The organism is Trueperella bernardiae, from assembly GCF_030246965.1.
GTDB lineage: Bacteria > Actinomycetota > Actinomycetes > Actinomycetales > Actinomycetaceae > Trueperella > Trueperella bernardiae.
The window spans coordinates 956,772-976,499 of sequence record NZ_CP127099.1 but is presented as its reverse complement, the minus strand read 5'-3'; the positions used below and the strand labels follow the sequence as shown (position 1 = coordinate 976,499).

The window sequence follows — 19,728 nt, the reverse complement described above, 5'->3', positions numbered from 1 at the left end:
CATGCTGACGCTTGCGCTCACCGGCGGGATCGGGTCGGGCAAGTCGCACGTGGCTACCATCTGGGCGGGGCTTGGAGCGCGCGTCATCGACGCCGACCGCACGGCGCGCGCCATCCTCGAACCGGGCAGCCCGGCGCTCGCGCAGATCGCCGATCGTTGGGGGGAGCGCGTGCTGGATGGCGGCGCGCTCAACCGGCAGGCCCTGGCCGACATCGTCTTCGCCGACCCGGCCGAACGCCAGGCCCTTGACGACATCACGCACCCCGCGATCTGGGCGAGCGTGGACGAGCAGATCGCGGGGGCTCGTCGTGAAGATCCGGACGGAGTGATCGTCTATGATATCCCGTTGCTCGCTGGCTACGGCCGTGAGTTCGAGATGGTTGCCAACGTCTCCATCGCGGCGGCGCCGGAGGTGCGCGCCGAGCGCCTGCTGCTCACCCGCGGCATGTCCGAGGCCGACGCCCGCGCCCGCATCGCCGCTCAGTCCAGCGACGAGGAGCGGGCCGACATCAGCGACCTCGTCATCGTCAACGAATCCGACGAGGCGAGCCTGGAGTCAGCTGCTATGGCCGCGTGGGAGGGCTGGGTGCTACCTTTTGCCGAGAATCTACGCTCGGGCACCTGGAGCCCGGCGCGGCCGTGGGACCCGGCGCTCGCCGTCAACGACGACGTCGGCCTGCAGCTCGACCGCCTGCGCTACCACGGGGTGCGCCCGCGCGCGGAGGCAGGGCTCGCAGTCACCGGCAGCGAGGAGGCGATGGTGCGCGCCGGCTGGGTCTGGCAGGGCTCGTCGTGGCGTCTGGCCAACCCCGCCCTTGACCTACGGGCGAACCTGTCAGGTGGCCAATATTAATTGTCGGAGGAAGGCGCTACCCTGAGGGCATGCGACCTATCACCGATATCGTCCGCCAGGATGCTCCGTTTGAAGTCATTTCCGAGTACACGCCCTCGGGCGATCAGCCGCAAGCGATCAAGGAGCTGGCCGAGCGGATCAACAATGGTGAATCGGACGTGGTTCTGCTCGGCGCCACGGGAACAGGTAAGTCGGCCACCACGGCGTGGCTGATCGAACAGATTCAGCGCCCCACCCTCATCCTCGAGCCGAACAAGACCCTGGCGGCGCAGATGGCCGCGGAGTTCCGCGAGCTGTTGCCGAACAACGCGGTAGAGTACTTCGTCTCCTACTACGACTACTACCAGCCCGAAGCCTACGTGCCGCAGTCGGACACGTTCATCGAGAAGGATTCCTCGATTAACGACGAGGTGGAACGACTGCGCCACTCAGCCACGAACTCGTTGCTGACCAGGCGGGACGTGGTGGTGGTCGCCTCCGTGTCCTGCATCTACGGTCTCGGCACCCCGCAGGAGTACGTGGACCGGATGGTCCAGTTGAAGGTGGGCGATCAGCTAGATCGCGATCAGCTGCTCAAGCAGTTCATTCAGATGCAATACACGCGCAACGACATGGCGTTCACGCGCGGCACGTTCCGCGTGCGTGGGGACACGGTGGAGATCATCCCCGTCTACGAGGAGCTGGCCGTGCGCATCGAGTTTTTTGGCGACGAGGTCGACTCGATCTCTCTGCTTCACCCGCTCACCGGCCACGTCATCCGCGAAACCGACCACGCACACATCTTCCCCGCCTCCCATTACGTGGCGGGCCCGGAGCGCATGGAGCGTGCGATGGCTTCGATCAAGGAGGAGCTCGACGAGCGGCTGGAGGTCTTGCGCGAGCAGGGCAAGTTGCTCGAGGCCCAGCGCCTGGAGATGCGCACCACCTTCGACCTGGAAATGATGCGCAACCTGGGATCGTGCGCGGGGATCGAGAACTACTCGCGCCACATCGACGGCCGCGGCCCGGGCACCCCGCCAAACACGCTCCTGGACTTTTTCCCGGAGGACTTCGTGCTGGTCATCGACGAATCGCATGTGACCGTGCCGCAGATCGGGGCGATGTACGAGGGCGATATGTCGCGCAAGCGCACGCTGGTCGATTACGGCTTCCGGCTCCCCTCGGCGATGGACAACCGGCCGCTGAAGTGGGATGAGTTCTTGGAGCGCATCGGGCAGACCGTCTACCTGTCGGCCACCCCCGGCAAGTACGAGCTGGAGAAGTCGGATGGCTGGGTGGAGCAGATTATTCGCCCCACTGGCCTGGTGGACCCGGAAATCATCGTCAAGCCCACGAAGGGCCAGATTGACGACCTGCTGGAGGAGGTCCGCATCCGAACGGCGCGTGACGAGCGCGTGCTCGTCACCACGCTGACGAAGAAGATGGCCGAGGACCTCACCGACTACATGGCCGAGCGCGGCATCAAGGTCGAATACCTCCACTCTGACGTCGACACGCTGCGCCGCGTCGAGCTCCTGCGCGAGCTGCGACTGGGCAAGTTCGACGTGCTTGTGGGGATCAACCTCCTGCGCGAGGGCCTCGACCTGCCCGAGGTCTCCCTCGTGGCGATTCTCGACGCCGACAAGCAGGGATTCTTGCGCTCCACCACCTCGCTCATCCAGACGATCGGGCGCGCCGCGCGTAACGTGTCGGGGCAGGTGCACATGTATGCCGACACGATCACGCCGAACATGAAGGAGGCGATTGACGAGACGAACCGGCGTCGGGAAAAGCAGATCGCCTACAACACCGAGCACGGGATCGACCCGGCGCCGCTGCGGAAGAGAATCTCGGACGTCACCGACATGCTCGCGCGCGAAGACGTGGACACCGAAACCCTGCTCGAGGGTGGCTACCGCAAGGAGGCCTCGATCTCCGAGCGCCTGCCGAAGGACGGGCGGGAGATCCACCAGCTGCTTGAGGACCTCACCGAGCAGATGCACGCGGCCGCTGAGCAGTTGCAGTTCGAGCTGGCGGCCCGGCTGCGTGACGAGATCCTGGATGTGAAGAAGGAACTGCGCCAGATCGAGAAGGCGTAGGCCCCGGGTGTTGTCCACCCCACGCGGGCGCAGCGTTCGCCGGGCGGGCCGCGTACGCTAGGATCAACTGAGACGGAGGGGAGTACTCCCACTCAATAACGGTTCGTCAGTACGGCGTCACGCCCGGGCCGCGGCCTGATTCGTCAGGCGGGAAGAGACCTCCGGTACCTGATCGTTCGTACCGGAAAGGCATACCGTGTTGGCTTCAACGCTCATTTACACCGCACCCGTCGCATCTCAGATGCATGTGGCTCCGTGGGAGTGGGTGCTGCTCGGCGTGATCGTGGTGGGACTCATTGCGGTGGACCTGTTTGGGCACGTGCGCCGTGCGCATGAGCCCACCCTGGGGGAGGCCGCGCGGTGGACTGCGTTCTACGTGTCGCTCGCGCTCGTGTTCGGCGTCTTGACCTACCTGCGTCACGGCGGCACGTTTGCCACCGAGTTTTTCGCGGGTTACCTCACCGAATACTCCCTGTCGCTGGACAACATTTTCGTCTTCATTATCATCATCGCTTCCTTCCAGGTGCCGCGCATTTATCAGCAGAAGGTGTTGCTGTATGGCATCATCATCGCGCTCGTGTTGCGCCTCATCTTCATCCTTATTGGCGCCAAGCTCATTGAGAGTTTTATCTGGGTGTTCTTCATCTTCGGGGCGTGGATGCTGTACACGGCGATCAAGCAGGTGATTGACGGGATTCAGGAGGGCCGCAAGCGCAAGGCGCATGACGACGCGGGCGAGGAGGGCTATGAGCCGACTCTTGTCACCCGGATGGTTGCTCGGGTGGCGAACGTGACTGACGGCTACGTGGGCGACCGCCTGTTGGTCCGCCGCAGTGGCAAGACGTGGATCACGCCGCTCATGCTGTGCATCATCACGGTGGGCACGATCGACCTCATGTTCGCGCTCGATTCGATCCCCGCAATTTTCGGCCTCACCCGCGAGCCGTTCATCGTCTTCTCGGCGAATGCGTTCGCCCTGCTCGGGTTGCGCCAGCTGTTCTTCCTGGTGGACGGGCTGCTTGAACGCCTCATTTACCTCCACTACGGCCTGGCTGTCATCCTTGGCTTCATTGCACTCAAGCTACTCGTGCACGCGTTTCATGGCTACGACATTCTGACCGCGATCCCCGAGCCTACGATCGGCGTGTCGGTGGGCGTGATCCTGGGGACGATCCTTATCACCGTGGTCGCCTCCCTGATCGGCTCGCGCAAGTACGCGGGCCAGGAGACCCCGGCGGTCAAGGCGGCTAGCATCGAGCCGCGTGAGCGCCGCAAGCCGAGTATTGGCGAGCCCGAGCAGGCCGAGCGCGCCGAGGGCTAAGCGCTTCACGACGACGACGCCGCGGCTTCCTCCGCCTCCGCCTGGTCGCCGAGCCGGCGCGCGATCATCGCACACACCATCAGCTGGATCTGGTGGAAGATGATGACGGGCACGACCACGGCACCAACGATTGCCGGGTCGAAGAGCGCCTTGGCCATGGGAAGGCCGGTGGCGAGCGACTTCTTCGAGCCGCACATCAGTAGCACGATGCGCTGGGGGCGCTTGAAGTGCAGGGGCTTGCCGCCGTACCAGGTCACTGCCAGCATGATGGCGAGCATGGCGCTGAGGACGATAAAGAGCACGATGAAGCCGCCGAGCGTGACCGAGCTCCAGGCGTTGTCGGCCGTGGCCTTGAGCACCGCCACGAAGACCACGAGGATGATGGCGCAGTTGTCCGTGTACTTGGTGATGTTGCGGTGGGCGCGCATCCAGTCGCCCAGGCGCGGCTGGAGTAGCTGGCCAATGATGAACGGCAGCAGAAGCTTGAGGAGCACGGATTCGATGCCGCCGGTGTGGGCGTCCTCGAGGTTCATGAAGAGCAATACGAGGAGCGGGGAGAGGAACATGCCCAGGATGTTGGACACGGTCGCGGAACACACTGCCGCCCCGATGTCACCGCGCGCGATCGACACGAAGGTCACCGAGGACTGTACGGTCGAGGGCAACAGGCTGAGGTAGAGCAGGCCCGTGGCGAAGGACGCCCCGATGATCCCGCCCAGCGTGTAATACATGGCCAGACCAACGAGCGGGAAGATAACGTAGGTGGCCACGAGCACGGACACCTGCAACTTGATGTTGCGCATGCCCTCGATGACCTCGCTGGTGCGCAGGCGCATGCCGTAGACAAGGAAGACCATGCCCACACCGATATCGGCCAGCTCCGAGAGCCAGGAGATGTGGCGTTCCGGGACGGGCACCACCAGGCCCAAAATGAGGGCGGTGATGATGCCCGTCAGGAGGAAGTCAGGACGAAGGAAACGCTTAAGCCCAAGGGCCATAAACTTGGGTCCACTCGAGGGCTTCGCGGTCGGTGATGAGGGAAGCCTGGTTGAACGGGTCCCCATCGACGAGCGCGAGTGCGGCGACGGCGTCGTCGGCCTCCACAATGATGAGCGCACGGTTGCCCTCGAGGGGGCCGGAGGCGAGGAGCACGCCGTCGTCGAAAAGGGACTTGAGGAACTCGCGGTGCTTGGGGCGCACGGCGGCGAGCGCCTCGGTATCGCTGACGTAGGTGTATCGAATCGCGTAAATTGCCATGCGCTCATTCTAGTGGAGTGGTCAAGGGGCGGGCTGTGGCAAAAACGTCAAACAAGCGTTCGATTGTGTCGGAGGCATTGTTTAGACTGAGGTCGTGCATGACGACATTCGCATTCAAGGCGCCCGCGAACACAACCTGAAGAACGTCTCGTTGGAGATTCCACGCGACAAGATGGTGGTGTTCACGGGCCTGTCCGGCTCGGGGAAGTCCTCCCTGGCGTTCGACACGATTTTTGCCGAGGGCCAGCGCCGCTATGTCGAGTCGCTGTCGGCGTACGCACGCCAGTTCCTCGGGCAGATGGACAAGCCGGATGTGGATTTCATTGAGGGCCTGTCGCCCGCGGTGTCGATCGACCAAAAATCCACCAACCGCAACCCGCGCTCCACGGTGGGCACGATTACGGAGGTCTACGACTACCTGCGTCTGCTGTACGCGCGCGCGGGCACACAGTATTGTCCGGTGTGCGGGGAGAAGATTGAGGCGCAGAGCGCGGAGAAGATCGTCGATCGCCTGCTGCAGTTGGATGAGGGCACGCGCTTCCAGATCCTCGCGCCGGTCATTCGCGGCCGCAAGGGTGAGCACGCGGACGTGTTCCGCACGCTGAGCGCGGACGGGTATTCGCGCGCGCGGGTGGATGGACAGCAGGTGCGGCTCACCGATCCGCCCACGCTGGCCAAGACGAAGAAGCACAACATCGACGTGGTGGTGGACCGGCTCGCGATTCGCGAGGGCATGCGTTCGCGCCTCAATGACTCGGTGGAGACCGCGCTGCGGCTGGCCGACGGGCGGCTCATCGTCGAGTTCGTGGACCGGGATGCGGACGATCCGGAGCGCGAGCGGAAGTTCTCCGAGTACCGCTCCTGCCCGAATGACCACGTGCTGGAGATCGAGGAGATCGAGCCGCGCACGTTCTCCTTCAACGCCCCCTACGGCTCGTGCCCGGCGTGCGATGGCATCGGCTACACTGTGCAGGTTTCGGAAGACCTGGTGATTGCGGATGAGGACATGACGCTGGAAGAGGGTGCGATCATTCCGTGGACCACGACGGCGTCCGGCCCGGCTCGCGACTACCATATGCGCCAGCTCGAGGGCCTGGGCGAGCAGCTCGGATTCGACCTCAACACGCGGTGGAAGGACCTGTCGGGCGAGGCGCGGGACGCGATCTTGCACGGTCTGGATTACAAGGTCAAGATGACCTACCGCAACCGCTGGGGCCGGGAGAAGGTTTACTCCACGGGCTTCGAGGGCGTGTTGCACTTCGTCAAACGCAAGCACGATGAGACCAGCTCGGAGTGGTCGCGCGAACGGTACGAGGGCTTCATGCGCGAGGTCACGTGCGAGGTGTGCGGGGGAGCGCGCCTTCGCCCCGAGGTGCTCGCGGTGCGGGTGGGGGAGCTCAACATCTTTGAGCTGACCGAGCTGTCGATCGTGGACGCGCTCGACTACCTGTCGCACATCGAGCTCGGGCAGCGCGAGCGCAAGATCGCCGACGCCGTCCTTAAGGAGATCCTGGCCCGGCTCACCTTCCTGGTCAACGTGGGCCTGGACTACCTCACGATGTCACGCTCCGCGGGATCGCTCTCAGGTGGTGAGGCCCAGCGTATCCGCCTGGCCACCCAAATCGGCGCGGGGTTGGTGGGCGTGCTCTATGTACTCGACGAGCCGTCGATCGGCCTGCACCAGCGCGACAATGAGAAGCTGCTCTCCGCCCTGCTACGCCTGCGGGATCTGGGTAACACGCTCGTCGTCGTCGAACATGATGAGGACACGATCCGGGCGGCGGACTGGGTGGTGGACATCGGCCCGCGCGCCGGCGAGCACGGCGGCCACATCGTCTATTCGGGCGAGCCGGCTGGAATCGTGGACTGCGAGGAGTCGCTGACGGGCGCCTACCTCAAGGGCGCGCGGGAGATCGCGGTGCCCACGAGCCGGCGTCGCGTGTACAAGACCAAGCAGATCGAGGTGACGGGCGCGCGGGAGAACAACCTGCGCGGTATCGACGTGAAGTTCCCGATCGGCGTCATGACGGCAGTGACGGGCGTGTCCGGATCGGGCAAGTCCTCACTCGTTAACACGATCTTGTACCGGGTGCTGGCCAACAAGCTTAACCGCGCCCAGACGTTGCCCGGCAAGCACGGCAAGGTCAAGGGCCTGGCGGAGTTGGACAAGGTGGTTCACGTGGACCAGTCGCCGATCGGGCGCACCCCGCGCTCGAACCCGGCCACGTACACCGGCATGTGGGACCCGATCCGCAAGCTGTTTGCCGAGACGGAGGAGGCGAAGGTGCGCGGGTACGGGCCCGGGCGCTTCTCCTTCAACGTCAAGGGCGGGCGCTGCGAGTCCTGCTCCGGGGACGGCACGCTGAAGATCGAGATGAACTTCCTGCCTGACGTGTACGTGCCGTGCGAGGTGTGCCACGGCACGCGCTACAACCGCGAGACCCTGGAGGTGCACTACAAGGGCAAGAACGTGGCCGAGGTGCTCGACATGACCATCTCGCAGGCGCGCGAGTTCTTCGGCTCGGTCACCCGCATCACCAAGTACCTCGAAGTGCTGGAGAACGTGGGTCTGGGCTACATCAAGCTCGGCCAGCCGGCCACCACGCTCTCGGGAGGCGAGGCCCAGCGGGTCAAGCTTGCCTCCGAACTCCACCGGCGCTCCACGGGCCGCACGGTCTACATGCTCGACGAGCCGACCACCGGCTTGCACTTTGAGGACGTGCGCAAGCTGCTCGGCGTGCTGCAAGAGCTGGCGGATAAGGGCAATACGATCATCGTCATCGAACACAACCTTGACGTCATCAAGTCGGCCGACTGGGTGATCGACCTGGGGCCGGAGGGCGGCAAGGGCGGCGGGCTCGTCGTCGCCGAGGGCACGCCGGAACAGGTGGCCATGGTGGCCGACTCGCACACGGGCCACTACCTCAAGCCGATCTTGGATAAGGCGGGAACCTTGTAGATGGCCAATCCGGAAAGCTATCGCCCGAAGACGGGCGATATTCCCAGGGACCCGGGCGTCTATCGTTTTATCGACGATGACGAACGGGTCATCTACGTGGGCAAGGCCAAGAACCTGCGCCAGCGCCTGCAGAACTACTTCCAGGATCCGGCGTTGCTCCACCCGCGCACGCGCCAGATGGTGTTCACGGCGGTGCGGGTGCAGTGGGTGGTGGTCGCCTCCGAGATCGAGGCGCTGACGCTGGAGTATTCGTGGATCAAGGAGTTCACGCCGCGCTTCAACGTCATGTACCGCGACGACAAGTCCTACCCGTACCTGGCGATCACGATGAGCGAGGAGTTCCCGCGGGTGATGGTCACCCGTAACGCTCACCGGCGTGGGAACCGCTACTACGGGCCGTATACGAAGGTGTGGGCGGTGCGCGATTCGCTCGACCAGCTCTTGCGCGTGTTCCCGATCCGTTCGTGTTCGGCGGGCGTGTTTCGCGGGGCAGAGCGCTCGGGACGCCCGTGCCTGCTGGGCTACATCGGCAAGTGTTCGGCCCCGTGCGTGGGGCGGGTGAGCGGCGACGAGCACCGGGACATCGCGCGGCAGATGGTGCGCTTCCTTGACGGCACGGGGGAGGACCTCATCTCGCAGAAGAAGAAGGAGATGGCGGCGGCCTCCGCCGATCTTGACTTCGAGCGCGCGGCCCGGTTGCGCGACGACGTGCGGGCACTCGAGGTGGTGGCCGAGCGCAACACCGTGGTGCTGGATGCGGACGTGGACGCCGATGTCTTTGGGCTCGTGTTTGACGAGCTGGAGGCCTCGGTGCAGGTGTTTTACGTGCGCGGCGGGCGGATTCGCGGCCAGCGCGGCTGGATCTCCGCGATCGAGGACGAGGGCGCCGAGGGCCTGGTGAACCACCTGCTGGTGCAGGTGTACGGCGAGCACACGGGCGGGAAGGCGAAGTCGCGCGCCAGGTCTGTGGACGACGTCGACCACACGGCCGCATCGGCCCTCCCGCGCGAGATCTGGGTGCCCACCATGCCCGACGACGCCGCCACGATCGCCTCGTGGCTGACCGAGCTGCGCGGGGCGAAGGTGGCGATCAAGACCCCGCAGCGCGGGCCGAAGGCGCAGCTGATGGAGACGGTGAAGACGAATGCGGCGCAGGCGCTCCAGCGTCACAAGTTGGCCCGGGCGGGCGACATCACGGAGCGCTCCCAGGCGCTCGAGGAGTTGCGTGTGGGGCTTGACCTGCCCCGCGCGCCGCTACGTATCGAGGGCTACGACATCTCGCACACGCAGGGCACGCACCAGGTCGGCTCGATGGTCGTGTTTGAGGACGGGCTGGCGAAGAAGGCCGACTACCGGCATTTCGTGGTGCGCGGCGAGGACGGGCTGGGGGCGCGTGATGATACGGCGGCGATGGATGAAGTGTTGCGCCGCCGCCTCAAGCGGCTCGTAGCGCCCGCGCCGGAGCCGGGTGCGCCCGGGGAGCTTGACGCACCCGAAGCCGAGGCCAACGAAGTCGTGTCCCCCGAGCCCAAGCCGCGCTTTGCGTACCGGCCGGACCTCATCGTCGTCGACGGCGGCCTGCCGCAGGTGAACGCCGCCCAGCGGGTGGTTGACGAGCTGGACGCGGACGTGACCGTGATCGGGCTGGCTAAGCGCCTGGAGGAGATCTGGGTGCCGGGGGAGGAGTTCCCCATTATCCTGTCGCGTACGTCCCCGGCGCTGCGGCTGCTCCAGCACCTGCGCGATGAGTCACACCGTTTCGCCATTACGTTCCATCGCAAGCGGCGCTCGGCGTCGATGACGCGCTCGGCCATGGATGAGATCCCGGGTCTGGGGCCGGTGAAGCAGGCGGCGTTGCTCAAGCAGTTGAAGTCCGTGGCTCGGATCAAGGCGGCAAGTGCGGAGGACCTGCAGGCCGTGCCGGGTATTGGGCCGGCGATGGCCGCCGCGATCGTCGCTCACTTTTCAGGAAAGTCGGAGTGAAAACTGGCACGATAGTGTTATGACGATCTCCCACGATGACATTAATGACACGGGCAAGATCCCGCGCCTGGTACCCGAGCTTGACCGCGAGGTGAGCCTTCCTGCCGCGGATATCCCCGAAATCCTCATTATCACGGGCATGTCCGGGGCGGGCCGGTCGCGCGCGGCTGCCACGCTTGAGGATATCGGTTGGTACGTCGTCGACAACCTGCCCCCGCGCCTGCTGAGCGCGCTGGCGGGTCTCATCTCGCCGGTGGACGGGCAGGCGGTGCGCCGGCTGGCCGCGGTCGTTGATGTGCGTTCGCGTGAGTACTTCCGGGAGTTGGTGGAGGTGCTCGATCAGCTGCAGGAGCGCAGGCAGGATTACCGGATCATGTTCCTTGACGCCTCGGACGAGGTTCTGGTGCGCCGGTACGAGTCCGTGCGCCGGCCGCACCCGCTGCAGGGGGACGGGCGCCTGCTTGACGGGATTCGCCTCGAGCGCGAGGTGCTCGCCCAGTTGCGCACGCGCGCCGACATGTTGATTGATACCTCGTCGCTCACGGTCCATGACTTGGCGCGCAAGATCCGACAGAACATGCAGGAGGCCGGGGAGGACGATCCGCACCTGACGATCATGTCCTTCGGCTTCAAGTACGGCCTGCCGATGGACGCCGACCACGTGGCGGACGTGCGCTTCCTGCCCAACCCGTATTGGGTCTCCGAGCTACGGCACCTGACGGGCAAGGACGAGCCTGTGTCCAACTTCGTGCTCAGCATCGATGGCGCGGAGGAGTTCATCGGAGGATACGCCAACCTCATCGATCCGATCCTCGAGGGCTACAAGCACGAGCTCAAGCCGTATGTGACGATCGCGATCGGGTGCACGGGCGGTAAGCACCGCTCGGTGGCGATGACGGAGCGGCTGGCCGAGCTCATGCGCGCGCGGGGGCATTCCGTGCGGGTTTTCCATCGAGACTTGGGGCGCGAATGACCAGCGGGGCGCGCGGCGCGAAGGTGGTAGCGCTGGGCGGGGGACACGGCCTGTTCGCCACGCTCAGCGCGTTGCGCCTGCTCACGCGCAACATCACGGCGATCGTGACCGTGGCCGACGACGGCGGCAGCTCCGGCCGGCTGCGCGAAGAGTTCGACATCCTCCCACCCGGCGATTTGCGCATGGCGCTGTCGGCCCTGTGCGACGACGGCGAGTGGGCGCTGACCTGGCGTGACGTCATGCAGTACCGGTTCACCTCCGAGGGCCCGCTCAACGGCCATTCGCTCGGCAACCTCCTCATCACGGGCGTGTGGGATCTGCTGGGGGACCAGGTCAAGGGGCTGGATCTTGTGGGGCGGCTGCTCGATGCCGCGGGTACGGTGTTGCCGATGTCGTCCACGCCGCTGCGCATTGAGGCAGACGTGTGCGACGATTCCGGTCCGCACACGATCTTTGGCCAGGTGGGGGTGGCCACGTGCAAGGCGGAGATCAAGCAGGTGCGCCTCATCCCGGAAAACCCGCCCGCGGTGCCCGAGGCGATCGCGGCGATTCACGACGCCGACTGGGTGATTTTCGGCCCCGGCTCCTGGTTCACCTCCGTCATCCCGCACTTGCTCGTACCGGAGCTGTACGAGGCGCTGGCGGCCACCCCGGCCAAACGTGCACTGCTCATCAACCTTGTTCCCGACGACGAGACGCGTACGCTCTCACCCGCCGATCACGTGCGCTCCTTCCACGAGCACGCCCCGAGCCTGGCGCTTGACCGGATTGTTATCGACGACGGCCCCGGTACTCACTGGGGCAAGCTGTCGCGGGAGGCGGAGGAGTGCGGGGCGGAGATCCTGGCCCGGCCGCTCGCGGATCGCAGTGATCCCGCGCGCCACGACGTGCTTTTCCTCGCCTCGGCCCTGCGCGAGTTGCTCGGCTCAAGTCCGCGCTGGTAAAAGCCTTTACGTATAATGGATGTCCCGCACACATCTTGGGAGGAATCATGCCGCCGTTGACCGTCACCTTGAAGGACGAACTGTCCGCGGTGTTTCCGCGGACGGCGTCGTCGATGACCGCCGAGGTTTCGGTGATGTTCCGATTTGCCGGCGGGCTCCAGATTAACGACGGCGTGGTCACGCTCCAGGCTGAGCTCGATCACCCGGGCGCGGCCCGGCACATGTGCGAGCTCATCAAGGCGGTGTTCTCCGTTGATGCGGACCTCGTGGTGGTGAAGAACTCCGGGCGGGCGGGCAACACGTACGTCGTGCGGATTACGAAGAACGGCGAGCGAATCGCGCGCAGGCTCGGATTGCTCGACACGCTGGGACGGCCTGTGCGCGGGCTGCCGGCGCAGATCGTGGGTGGGTCAAAGGCCGACGCGGCGGCTGCCTGGCGCGGGGCGTTCCTCGCGCGCGGGTCCCTCATGGAGCCTGGCCGGAATGCGGCGCTTGAGCTGACCTGCCCCTCCCTGGAGGCTGCTTACGGGATCGGCGGGCTCGCCCGTCGTTTGGAGAGCCCCTACCGGGCGCGCGAGGCCCGCGGCGCCTACCGGGTGGACATCCGCGAGGGGGATGCGATCTCGGACATGCTCAGTCGCATGGGATCAAACGACGGGGTGTTGCTGTGGGAGGATCTGCGTACCGAGCGCGAGGTCCATGGCCAGGCCAACCGTCTGGCCAACTTTGACGATGCGAACATGCGCAGGTCGGCCGACGCGGCCGTCGTCGCTGTCATCCGTGTCAAGCGTGCCTTCGAAATCCTGGGGGAGGAGGTGCCCGACAACCTGCGCGAGGTGGGCAAGTTCCGCATGCAGTACCCGGAGGATTCGCTCAACATGCTGGGTGGGCGGCTCAACCCGCCGGCTACGAAGGACGCGGTGGCCGGGCGCCTGCGCCGGCTCAACACGATGGCCGACAAGCGGGCGGCCGAGCTCGGAATCCCTGACACGATGGATGCCGTCTCCGACGTCCAGCATCGGCTGTAGCGGCGTCCTTTTCACACGCGGGCAGGGCGCGTCGAGCTTGTCAGCTATGTGTGAAGAAACGGCTTAGGTCCCTGCGGGCCTTGCGCGATTCGTTGTAGAATCTTTACGAAACGTGAGCGGCCACGCGAGACGCGCGTCCAGCGATCGTTGCGGGAACTTCCCGCTAATCCATTCACAACGTGTGGTGCGTCCACACAAGGAGGACAAGAGTGACCATTAAGGTTGGAATCAACGGATTTGGCCGTATCGGCCGTAATTTCACGCGTGCAGCTCTTGCGCAGGGTGCGGACATCGAGATCGTTGCGGTCAACGATCTGACCGATAACAAGACCCTCGCTCACCTGCTGAAGTACGATTCGATCCTCGGTGCCCTTGAAGAGGAGGTCACCTACACGGACGAAGAGATCAAGGTTGGCGACCGCGTCATTAAGGCTTTCGAGGAGCGCGATCCGGCGAACCTCCCGTGGGGCGAGCTCGGTGTTGACATCGTCATTGAGTCGACCGGCCGTTTCACCAACGCGGATGACGCCAAGAAGCACCTTGAGGCTGGCGCCAAGAAGGTCCTCATCTCCGCCCCGGCGAAGAACGAGGACATCACGATCGTCATGGGCGTGAACCACGGCGATTACGATCCCGCCAAGCACAACATCATCTCCAACGCTTCCTGCACCACCAACTGCCTCGCTCCGATGGCAAAGGTTCTGAACGAAGAGTTCGGTATTGTCAAGGGCCTCATGACCACGGTTCACGCCTACACGGCTGACCAGAACCTCATGGATGGCCCGCACAAGGATCTGCGCCGCGCCCGCGCCGCTGCCCTGTCGATCATCCCCACCTCCACCGGTGCTGCCAAGGCTGTTGCCCTGGTCCTGCCCGAGCTCAAGGGCAAGTTCGACGGCTACGCTCTGCGCGTCCCGGTTCCGACCGGCTCCGCTACCGATCTCACCTTCGAGGCCGAGCGCGAGCTCACCGTTGAGGAGATCAACGCCGCCATCAAGAAGGCTGCTGAGGGCGAGCTCAAGGGCATCCTGAAGTACACCGAGGATCCGATCGTCTCGAAGGACATCGAGACCGATCCTCACTCCTCGATCTTCGATGCCGGCCTGACCAAGGTCATCGGCAACCAGGTCAAGGTTGTTTCTTGGTACGACAACGAGTGGGGTTACTCGAACCGTCTCGTTGACCTCGCCGTTCTTGTCGGCAAGTCGCTCTAAGCGCGTCGCCAAGTAGAGTGCCCGCACATGCGCGACATGTGCGGGCACTTTTACAGAAAATGTCTTCCTCCGGGCGCCCGCGCGTCTTAGTGCTCGCGCGCGCCCGATCAGAAAAGGAGAATTCATGAGGACCATCGATTCGCTCGGCGATCTCGCCGGCAAGAAGGTTTTTGTCCGCTCGGACTTTAACGTCCCGCTGGACAAGGAAAAGAACATCACGGACGACGGCCGTATTCGCGCCGCCCTGCCCACCCTCACCCGCCTCATTGACGCGGGCGCCAAGGTCATTGTCTCGGCGCACCTGGGCCGCCCGAAGGGCGAGGTCAACCCCGACTTCTCGCTGGCGCCCGTGGCCGCCCGCCTGTCGGAGCTGCTGGGCAAGGACGTGAAGCTGGCTGAGGACACGGTTGGCGAGTCCGCGAAGGCGCTGACCGCCGATATGGCAAACGGCGACGTCGTCCTGCTGGAGAACGTCCGCTTCGATGCTCGCGAGACCTCGAAGGTGGATGCGGAGCGCGAGGAGCTTGCCTCCGAGTACGCGGCGCTGGCTGACGCCTTCGTGTCCGACGGCTTCGGCGTTGTTCACCGCAAGCAGGCCTCGGTTTACGACATCGCGAAGAAGCTGCCGAGCGCTGCCGGCGAGCTCGTCTTCAAGGAGATCGACTCCCTGTCGAAGGCCACGAAGGACCCGGCTCGCCCCTACACGGTGATCCTGGGCGGCTCGAAGGTTTCGGATAAGCTCGGCGTGATCGACAACCTGCTCGACAAGGCCGATCGTCTGCTCATCGGCGGCGGCATGGCCTACACCTTCCTCAAGGCGAAGGGCAACGAGGTGGGCACCTCCCTCCTCGAGGAGGACTTCGTGGAGAAGGCTGGCGAGTACCTGAAGAAGGCTCGTGAGGCCGGCGTCGAGATCCTCGTCCCGGTTGATAACGTGACCGCTCCGGAGTTCAACGCTGACGCCCCGGCCTCCATCTACGACACCGGCGAGATGCCGGCTGACGAGATGGGCCTGGACATCGGCCCGAAGACCCGTGAGGGCTATGCCGCCGCGATCGCCGATTCGAAGACGATCGTGTGGAACGGACCCATGGGCGTGTTCGAGTTCCCGGCGTTCGCCAACGGCACGAAGGCCATCGCCGAGGCGATGGAGAAGGCTGAGGGCTTCACGATCGTCGGCGGTGGCGATTCCGCGGCCGCGGTTCGCACCCTCGGCTTCGACGAGGCCAAGTTCAATCACATTTCCACCGGCGGCGGCGCCTCCCTCGAGTACCTCGAGGGCAAGGAGCTTCCCGGCATTGCAGTTTTGGAGGACTAAATGACCCGCACCCCGCTTATGGCAGGCAACTGGAAGATGAACCTCGATCACCTCGAGGCGATCTCCCTGGTTCAGAAGCTTGCCCTCACCCTCAAGGATCTCAAGCACGATTACGCCACCACCGAGGCGGCCGTGATCGTCCCCTTCACCGACATTCGCTCGGTGCAGACCCTCGTCGAGTCGGAGGAGTTTGAGATCGGGTACGGCGCGCAGGACGTGTCGATCCACGACAAGGGCGCCTTCACCGGCGAAATCTCCACCGGCATGCTCACCAAGCTCGGCTGCACCTACGTGGTGGTTGGCCACTCGGAGCGCCGCGAGTACCACGGTGAGACCTCCGAGCTCGTGGGCAAGAAGGCCAAGAAGGTCCTGGATGCGGGCATGACCCCGATCATGTGTTGCGGCGAGGCGCTGGACGTGCGCAAGGCCGCCAACCAGGTCGACTTTGTGCTCGGCCAGATCGAGGAGATGCTCGCGGGTCTCACCGCTGAGGAGGTGGCCAAGTCGGTCATCGCCTACGAGCCCATTTGGGCCATTGGCACCGGTGAGGTCGCCACCCCGGAGGACGCCCAGGAAGTCTGCGGCGCGATCCGCGTCAAGGTGGGCGAACTTTACGACGACGCCACGGCGCAGGCCGTTCGTATCCAGTACGGCGGCTCGGTGAAGTCTTCCAACGTCAAGGACATCATGGCTCAGCCGGATGTGGACGGCGCGCTCGTGGGCGGCGCTTCGCTTGATGCCACGGAGTTCGCGAAGATCGTGACCTTCCTCGCCTAAGCGATAGGTCTCACACCCGGGAGGGGAGCGGCATTCACGCTGTTCCCCTCCCGTGCTATACACTGGTACGGTATGTGGCGCCAGGCGCCGGTCCCGACCGAAAGAGAATATCGTGAACGTTCTCCTTATTCTTTGCATCATTGTGCTCGTGCTTTCGAGCCTCCTCCTTATCGGCTCGATTCTGTTGCACAAGGGCCGTGGCGGCGGTGTGTCTGACGTGTTCGGCGGTGGCATCTCCACCTCGATGCGTTCCTCGGGCGTGGCTGAGCGCAACCTGAACCGCATCACGGTGGGTGTGGCGCTGGTGTGGGTGACGTCGATCGTGCTGATTGGCCTCATCACGAAGTTCCAGGGCTAGACCGAGGAAAGCTCAAGAACGCGCCCTTTTCCGGGCGCGTTTTTCGTGCCGCGAGTCAGAGGTGAGCCGGCGATTAAAATACTTTGGACGAATCCGGGGCGATCTTCGTATATGAGGAGATCGCCCCGAAAACGTCCAGTACATTCAAATCCCTCCCAGCACCCGGACGGCCAGCACCCGGACGGATGCTGGCCTCTAGTCCTCGGCGATCGCCGCGAGCACCACCGCGAACTCCGAATCCTCACCCACGGTGCGCAACTCTTCGATCAGCTGGGACTGCAGGGAGCGCATGGGCATGGAGATCTGGAGGTCGGACCTGCCAGGGCGGCCAAGCACGGCGATGTCGCCGTCGCTAGGCCGGCTGATCGACAGCGGGCCCGAGGGCCGGTGGAGGATCGCGTACTCGATACCGGGCGTATCCGTGTGCGTGAGCTCGACGGGCACGCCCAGGCGCAGGCGCAGCCAGGCCGCGAGCATGTGCGAACCCACCCGGCCCGTGTTGCCCCCGACCTCGGCGTGCTCCACGTCCTCGTGGGGGCCTTCGTTGAGGAGCGCGGCCAGCTGGGAACGCCAGATGGTGATGCCCGCCCAGTTGATGTCAGTGTCCCCGGCCTCGCGCTTGGCGGCCAGCTCCTTGAGCGCCCCGAGCGGGTTGTCCGCCGCATTCGCGTTCGTGATACGCCGGGACGCGATCTGACCCAGGGTCCTATCCGTGGGGCAGGTGGGCGCCTCCTGCACCCACCAGGTGAAGACGGGCGCGTCGGGGAGCAGGAGCGGGGTCACGAGCGACACCCTGCTAGTGCCCGCACCGTTGAAGGGGCGAAGGATGACCACTTCCGCCGGGCCCACGTCCTCGTTGCCGAGGATCTCGGCGTCGAGGCGGGCATCGCCGTCGTCGGTGGCATCGGGCAGGACGACGATGATGCGCAGTGGGTGGGCCTCGGCCACAGCGAGGGCGGAGTCGACAACCGCGCGGACGCCGTCGTCGTCGACGACCACCGCGATGAGGTTCAAGACCTTGCCAAGCGCGTACGTGCCCTCGCCGCGCAGCTCGTTGAGGCGGCGGGCCAGGCGGGCCGACGTGGTGTGTGAAATCTTCTTCATCATTCCTCCTAGGGCCTGCGCCAGGCGTTACCGTCCTGGCCGAGCATCGCGTCCGAGCCGAGCGGCCCCCACGATCCGGGCTCGTACGTTTCGATGGGGCGATCCGTGGCATCCCAGTAGCCGGTGACCTCGTCCACGAGCTTCCAGCCGAGCTCTACCTCGGTCTGGCGGGGGAAGAGCGGCGGGTCGCCGAGCAGGACGTCGAGGATGAGGCGCTCGTAGGCCTCGGGGGCGTACTCGGTGAAGGCGTGGCCGTAGCCGAAGTCCATCGTCACGTCGCGCAGCAGCATTTGGGCGCCCGGCACTTTGGAGGCGAAGCGGAAGGTGACGCCCTCGTCGGGCTGGATGCGGATGACCAGCGTGTTCGCGCCCATACCCGCCATCTGCTCCTTGGTGAACGGCAGGAAGGGCGGGCGGCGGAACTCGAGCGCCACCTCGGTCACGCGCCGGCCGAGCCGTTTGCCGGCCCGCAGGTAGAAGGGCACGCCGGCCCAGCGGCGCGTGTCGATCCCGAGCCGGAGGGCTGCGTAGGTGTCGGTGCGCGAGTTGGCAGCCACCCCGTCTTCTTCGAGGTAGGAGCGCACGCGCTCCCCGCCCTGCCAGCCCGAGGCGTACTGGGCGAACACCGAGGACGTGTCAGGGCCGCCAATGAGGTGGGTGGCCTTGAGGACCTTCTCCTTCTCGCGGCGTAGGGCGTCCGCCTCGAACGACGTTGGCTCCTCCATCGCCACCAGCGCCAGCAGTTGGAGGAGGTGGTTTTGGATGACATCGCGAGCCGCGCCCACGCCGTCGTAATAACCCGCGCGCGATCCGATCCCGATGTCCTCAGCCATGGTGATCTGGACGTGGTCCACGTGAGCGTTGTTCCAGATCGGCTCGAACAGCTCGTTGGCAAAGCGCAGGGCGAGGATGTTTTGCACCGTCTCCTTACCCAGGTAGTGGTCGATGCGGAAAATCGAAGACTCGTCAAAAACGCCGGTGACGATCCGATCCAGCTCCTGGGCGCTCGCCAGATCGCTACCAAAGGGCTTTTCGACGACGACGCGCCGCCACCCCTCCTCCTGGCTGGCCAGCCCGGCGTCCTTAAGCTCGGTGAGGACTTGGGGGAACAGCGCCGGGGGAATGGCGAGGTAGAAAGCATAGTTGCCGCCCGTGCCACGCTCCACGTTCGCCGCCTCGAGCTCGGACTTAAGCGTGGCGAAGGTTTCCGGCGAATCATAATCGCCCTGCACCACCCGGAAACCGGCCATGAGCTGACGCAGCGCCGTCTCGTCAATCCCCGTCTTCGTGCCCGCGCGGATCGCATCCTCCACCCAGGTGGCGAGGTCTGGGATGGAGGCCTTCGGGCGCGCCACCCCCACCAGCGTGAACGACGCCGGTAGCAGGTCACGATGCGACAGGTCGTAGATGGCGGGCAGAATCTTGTTCTTTGACAGGTCGCCCGTAATGCCGAAAAGCACCAATCCGCACGGGCTGGCCACCCGTAGGAGCCGGGTGTCGCCGTCGGACAGGAGCGGGTTCGTCCACTCGTGCATGTAGCACCTCCATAAAGTGAGGCAGG

The 19,728-nt window shown here is 65.1% G+C and carries 16 protein-coding genes; 12 read left to right on the top strand and 4 right to left on the bottom strand.

Annotated features, from left to right (window positions below):
* The first annotated feature begins 1 nt into the window (after position 1).
* The 3 genes from coaE (at position 2) to QPC17_RS04500 (ending at position 4,252) form a co-directional block, all read left to right on the top strand.
* On the top strand, positions 2–853 hold the full coding sequence (coaE, locus tag QPC17_RS04510) for a dephospho-CoA kinase (protein WP_062612539.1): 852 nt from the start codon (positions 2–4) through the stop codon (positions 851–853).
* A gap of 29 nt (positions 854–882) precedes the next feature.
* A complete protein-coding gene (uvrB, locus tag QPC17_RS04505; RefSeq protein ID WP_062612537.1) occupies positions 883–2,931 on the top strand; it encodes an excinuclease ABC subunit UvrB in 2,049 nt (682 codons plus the stop codon).
* A gap of 241 nt (positions 2,932–3,172) precedes the next feature.
* A complete protein-coding gene (locus QPC17_RS04500; RefSeq protein ID WP_082661085.1) occupies positions 3,173–4,252 on the top strand; it encodes a TerC family protein in 1,080 nt (359 codons plus the stop codon).
* 5 nt (positions 4,253–4,257) lie between these two features.
* On the opposite strand, the gene QPC17_RS04495 is transcribed toward QPC17_RS04500, so the two are convergent.
* Both QPC17_RS04495 and QPC17_RS04490 read right to left on the bottom strand, forming a co-directional pair.
* On the bottom strand, positions 4,258–5,250 hold the full coding sequence (locus QPC17_RS04495) for a bile acid:sodium symporter family protein (protein WP_062612535.1): 993 nt from the start codon (positions 5,248–5,250) through the stop codon (positions 4,258–4,260).
* Complete coding sequence (locus QPC17_RS04490) at positions 5,234–5,509, bottom strand: YciI family protein (protein WP_068538287.1); 276 nt, start codon at positions 5,507–5,509, stop codon at positions 5,234–5,236. The genes QPC17_RS04495 and QPC17_RS04490 overlap by 17 nt, the downstream gene beginning before the upstream one ends.
* 94 nt (positions 5,510–5,603) lie before the next feature.
* Between QPC17_RS04490 and uvrA the strand changes: the two genes are divergently transcribed.
* From uvrA to secG, 9 genes are all read left to right on the top strand, one after another.
* A complete protein-coding gene (gene uvrA, locus QPC17_RS04485) occupies positions 5,604–8,468 on the top strand; it encodes an excinuclease ABC subunit UvrA (protein WP_062612528.1) in 2,865 nt (954 codons plus the stop codon).
* The gene (gene uvrC, locus QPC17_RS04480; RefSeq protein ID WP_285347513.1) at positions 8,469–10,451 is read left to right on the top strand and encodes an excinuclease ABC subunit UvrC; all 1,983 of its coding nucleotides are present in this window, start codon (positions 8,469–8,471) and stop codon (positions 10,449–10,451) included.
* A gap of 19 nt (positions 10,452–10,470) precedes the next feature.
* Positions 10,471–11,424 carry an RNase adapter RapZ gene (gene rapZ, locus QPC17_RS04475; RefSeq protein ID WP_062612523.1) on the top strand — a complete coding sequence of 318 codons (954 nt, stop codon included), beginning with the start codon at positions 10,471–10,473 and terminating at the stop codon, positions 11,422–11,424.
* Complete coding sequence (locus QPC17_RS04470; protein WP_068538289.1) at positions 11,421–12,368, top strand: gluconeogenesis factor YvcK family protein; 948 nt, start codon at positions 11,421–11,423, stop codon at positions 12,366–12,368. Before rapZ ends, QPC17_RS04470 begins: the two co-directional genes overlap by 4 nt.
* Positions 12,369–12,415: 47 nt before the next feature.
* Entirely contained in the window at positions 12,416–13,396 is a 981-nt protein-coding gene (whiA, locus tag QPC17_RS04465; RefSeq protein ID WP_062612519.1) for a DNA-binding protein WhiA, read from the top strand.
* Positions 13,397–13,605: 209 nt separating this feature from the next.
* Positions 13,606–14,610, top strand: coding sequence for a type I glyceraldehyde-3-phosphate dehydrogenase (gene gap / locus QPC17_RS04460; protein ID WP_062612517.1), 1,005 nt, complete (start codon positions 13,606–13,608; stop codon positions 14,608–14,610).
* Between the two features lie 124 nt (positions 14,611–14,734).
* The gene (locus tag QPC17_RS04455) at positions 14,735–15,928 is read left to right on the top strand and encodes a phosphoglycerate kinase (protein ID WP_068538290.1); all 1,194 of its coding nucleotides are present in this window, start codon (positions 14,735–14,737) and stop codon (positions 15,926–15,928) included.
* Complete coding sequence (gene tpiA / locus QPC17_RS04450; RefSeq protein WP_285347512.1) at positions 15,929–16,705, top strand: triose-phosphate isomerase; 777 nt, start codon at positions 15,929–15,931, stop codon at positions 16,703–16,705.
* 112 nt (positions 16,706–16,817) lie between these two features.
* Positions 16,818–17,063 (top strand): preprotein translocase subunit SecG, encoded by a 246-nt coding sequence (gene secG, locus QPC17_RS04445; protein ID WP_062612511.1) that lies wholly within the window; start codon positions 16,818–16,820, stop codon positions 17,061–17,063.
* A gap of 195 nt (positions 17,064–17,258) precedes the next feature.
* Here the strand turns inward: secG and QPC17_RS04440 are convergent, their stop codons facing one another.
* Together QPC17_RS04440 and zwf are read right to left on the bottom strand one after the other, a co-directional pair.
* Positions 17,259–18,170 (bottom strand): glucose-6-phosphate dehydrogenase assembly protein OpcA, encoded by a 912-nt coding sequence (locus QPC17_RS04440; protein ID WP_068538292.1) that lies wholly within the window; start codon positions 18,168–18,170, stop codon positions 17,259–17,261.
* A 5-nt stretch (positions 18,171–18,175) separates the two neighbouring features.
* Positions 18,176–19,702: a glucose-6-phosphate dehydrogenase gene (gene zwf, locus QPC17_RS04435; RefSeq protein ID WP_062612507.1), complete on the bottom strand. Its 1,527-nt coding sequence runs from the start codon at positions 19,700–19,702 to the stop codon at positions 18,176–18,178.
* Positions 19,703–19,728 lie beyond the last annotated feature (26 nt).